Raw genomic sequence first — 2,855 nt, forward strand, 5'->3', positions numbered from 1 at the left:
CACGCCGGGGTGATCCGGTCGCCGCGCACCTGCTCGGGCGCCATGAACCCGGGCGAGCCGATGAGCGCGCCGGTCCGGGTGAGCCCCTCCCCGCCCGCGGTCGCCGTCTCCCGCGCCCGCGCTATCCCGAAGTCGATCACGCGCGGCCCGTCGATGGTCACCAGCACGTTCGACGGCTTGAGGTCCCGGTGCACGATGCCGGCCGCGTGGATGTCCTTCAGCGCGTGCGCGAGCCCCGCCGCCAGGATCCGTACCGACCGCTCGGGCAGCGCACCGTGGTCGTGCCCGACGACCTGCTGCAGGCTCGGCCCGGCCACGTACCCGGTCGCCACCCACGGCACGGCCGCCTCGGTGTCCGCGTCCAGCACGGGCGCGGTCCAGTACCCGCCGACCCGGCGCGCGGCCTGCACCTCCTGCCGGAACCGCGCCCGGAACTCCTCCTGCGCGGCCAGCTCCTCCCGGACGAGCTTCACGGCGACGGTCCGCCCCCGGTCCGACCGGGCCAGGTACACGTGCCCCATGCCGCCCGCGCCGAGCCGCGCCAGCAGCCGGTACGCGCCTATCTGCTGCGGATCCCCCGGCCCCAGCTTCTCCATCCCCGCGCCGCCTTCCCCCCATAGGTCTGCAACGACCGAGAATAGTGCGGTGATACGACAGCGGGGCCGGGCCGGTGTCCACGGTTCCGTAACAGGTCGGCCGCCCCGGTGTGGACAACCTGTCGCGGATTCCGCTCGTCCACGGAACAGGACGCCGATATGCCTTCCGCATCGCGGACATTTACCCTCACCGGCATGACCCCTCAGCCCAGCCCCGAAGCCGGCGCCGCGGTGAAGGCCGCGGACCGTGCGCACGTCTTCCACTCCTGGTCCGCCCAGGACCTCATCGACCCGCTCGCCGTCGCCGGCGCCGAGGGGTCGTACTTCTGGGACTACGACGGCACCCGGTACCTCGACTTCACCAGCGGACTCGTCTTCACCAACATCGGCTACCAGCACCCGAAGGTCGTCGCGGCGATCCAGGAGCAGGCGGCGAAGCTGACCACCTTCGCGCCCGCGTTCGCCGTCGAGGCCCGCTCGGAGGCGGCCCGGCTGATCGCCGAGCGCACCCCCGGCGACCTGGACAAGATCTTCTTCACCAACGGCGGCGCGGACGCCGTCGAGCACGCGGTGCGCATGGCCCGGCTGCACACGGGCCGCCCCAAGGTGCTCGCGGCGTACCGCTCGTACCACGGCGGCACGCAGCAGGCCATCAACATCACCGGCGACCCGCGCCGCTGGGCGAACGACAGCGCCACGAACGGCGTCGTCCACTTCTGGGCGCCCTTCCTCTACCGCTCCCGCTTCTACGCCGAGACCGAGGAGCAGGAGTGCGCCCGGGCGCTGGAGCACCTGGAGACCACGATCGCCTTCGAGGGCCCGGGGACGATCGCCGCGATCATCCTGGAGACCGTTCCGGGCACCGCCGGGATCATGGTGCCGCCGCCCGGCTACCTGGCCGGCGTGCGCGAGCTGTGCGACAAGTACGGCATCGTCTTCGTCCTGGACGAGGTCATGGCCGGCTTCGGCCGGACCGGCGAGTGGTTCGCGGCCGACCTGTTCGGCGTCACCCCCGACCTCATGACCTTCGCCAAGGGCGTGAACTCGGGCTACGTCCCGCTGGGCGGGGTCGCCCTCTCGCAGAAGATCGCCGACACCTTCGGCAAGCGCCCCTACCCGGGCGGCCTCACCTACTCCGGCCATCCGCTGGCCTGCGCCGCCGCCGTCGCCACGATCAACGTGATGGCGCAGGAGGGCGTCGTCGAGAACGCCAAGCGGCTCGGCGAGACCGTCCTCGGCCCCGGCCTCGCCGAGCTGGCCGCGCGGCACCCGAGCGTCGGCGAGGTGCGCGGCGTCGGCATGTTCTGGGCGCTGGAGCTGGTGAAGGACCGGGAGACCCGCGAGCCGCTGGTGCCGTACAACGCGGCCGGCGAGGCGAACGCCCCCATGGCCGCGTTCGCGGCCGCCGCCAAGAAGAACGGCCTGTGGCCCTTCGTGAACATGAACCGCACCCATGTCGTGCCGCCGTGCAACGCGACCGAGGCCGAGCTGAAGGCGGGTCTGGCCGCGCTCGACGCCGCGCTGAGCGTCGCCGACGAACACACGGTGTGACCGTACCGCGGCTGCCGCCGATCCGGTCCGAACGCGTAAGGTGACGTGCTCGTAAGCAAGAGGGACCCGCAGATATCGCGAGTCCGTACGAGTACGTCACCCGGACGTGTGAGGAGAGCACGGACCATGCCCGGCCACGGCACCGTGACGCGCAGTACCCTGCGCCAGCAGATCGCGGACGCGCTGCGTGACGAGGTGCTGGCGGGGCGGCTGCGCCCGGGCCGGGCGTTCACCGTCAAGGAGATAGCCGACCAGTACGGCGTCTCCGCCACCCCCGTCCGCGAGGCGCTGGTCGACCTGTCCGCGCAGGGCATCCTGGAGGCCGACCAGCACCGCGGCTTCCGCGTCCCCGAGTACTCGCTCACCGACTACCGGAACATGATCGAGGCCCGCAGCCTGGTCACCGACGGCATGTTCCAGGCCCTCTCCACCGGCCACCCCGCCTTCCGCACCCCGCCCGAGGACCCGCGCACGGCCGCCGCCCTGACCACCGTGCGCCGCCGCGGCGAGGAGGCCCAGCGGGCCGCGGCCGCCGGCGACCTCACCGTGCTCATCGGCTACGACCTGCGCTTCTGGCGCGAGTTGAGCGCCCTCTTCGGCAACCCCTACCTCGGCGACTTCCTGCACCGGCTGCGCGTGCAGTCCTGGGTCTGCGCCGTGCAGCACCTGCTGCGCCTGCCCGACCTGCGGGGCCGGCTCTGGGCCGGG

General features: G+C 72.6%; 3 protein-coding genes. 2 read left to right on the forward strand and 1 reads right to left on the reverse strand.

Features of this window, described 5'->3' with window-relative positions; genetic code table 11:
* On the reverse strand, window positions 1-596 hold a 596-nt coding region (locus tag CCN44_RS27490), incomplete at its 3' end, for a serine/threonine-protein kinase (RefSeq protein WP_143649988.1).
* 195 nt (window positions 597-791) lie between these two features.
* On the opposite strand from CCN44_RS27490, the gene CCN44_RS27495 reads away from it, so the two are divergent.
* Together CCN44_RS27495 and CCN44_RS27500 are read left to right on the forward strand one after the other, a co-directional pair.
* Window positions 792-2,147 (forward strand): aspartate aminotransferase family protein, encoded by a 1,356-nt coding sequence (locus CCN44_RS27495; protein ID WP_086700445.1) that lies wholly within the window; start codon window positions 792-794, stop codon window positions 2,145-2,147.
* Between the two features lie 126 nt (window positions 2,148-2,273).
* Window positions 2,274-2,855 (forward strand): GntR family transcriptional regulator (locus tag CCN44_RS27500; protein WP_086700448.1); only part of this gene is annotated, 582 nt, incomplete at its 3' end.

It is taken from the genome of Streptomyces tricolor (assembly GCF_002155905.1).
Taxonomy (GTDB): domain Bacteria; phylum Actinomycetota; class Actinomycetes; order Streptomycetales; family Streptomycetaceae; genus Streptomyces; species Streptomyces tricolor.

Bases quoted from the DNA above. Each gene is read 5' to 3' on its own strand.
- CCN44_RS27495 (WP_086700445.1), top strand. From the start codon at position 792: ATGACCCCTCAGCCCAGCCCCGAAGCCGGCGCCGCGGTGAAGGCCGCG.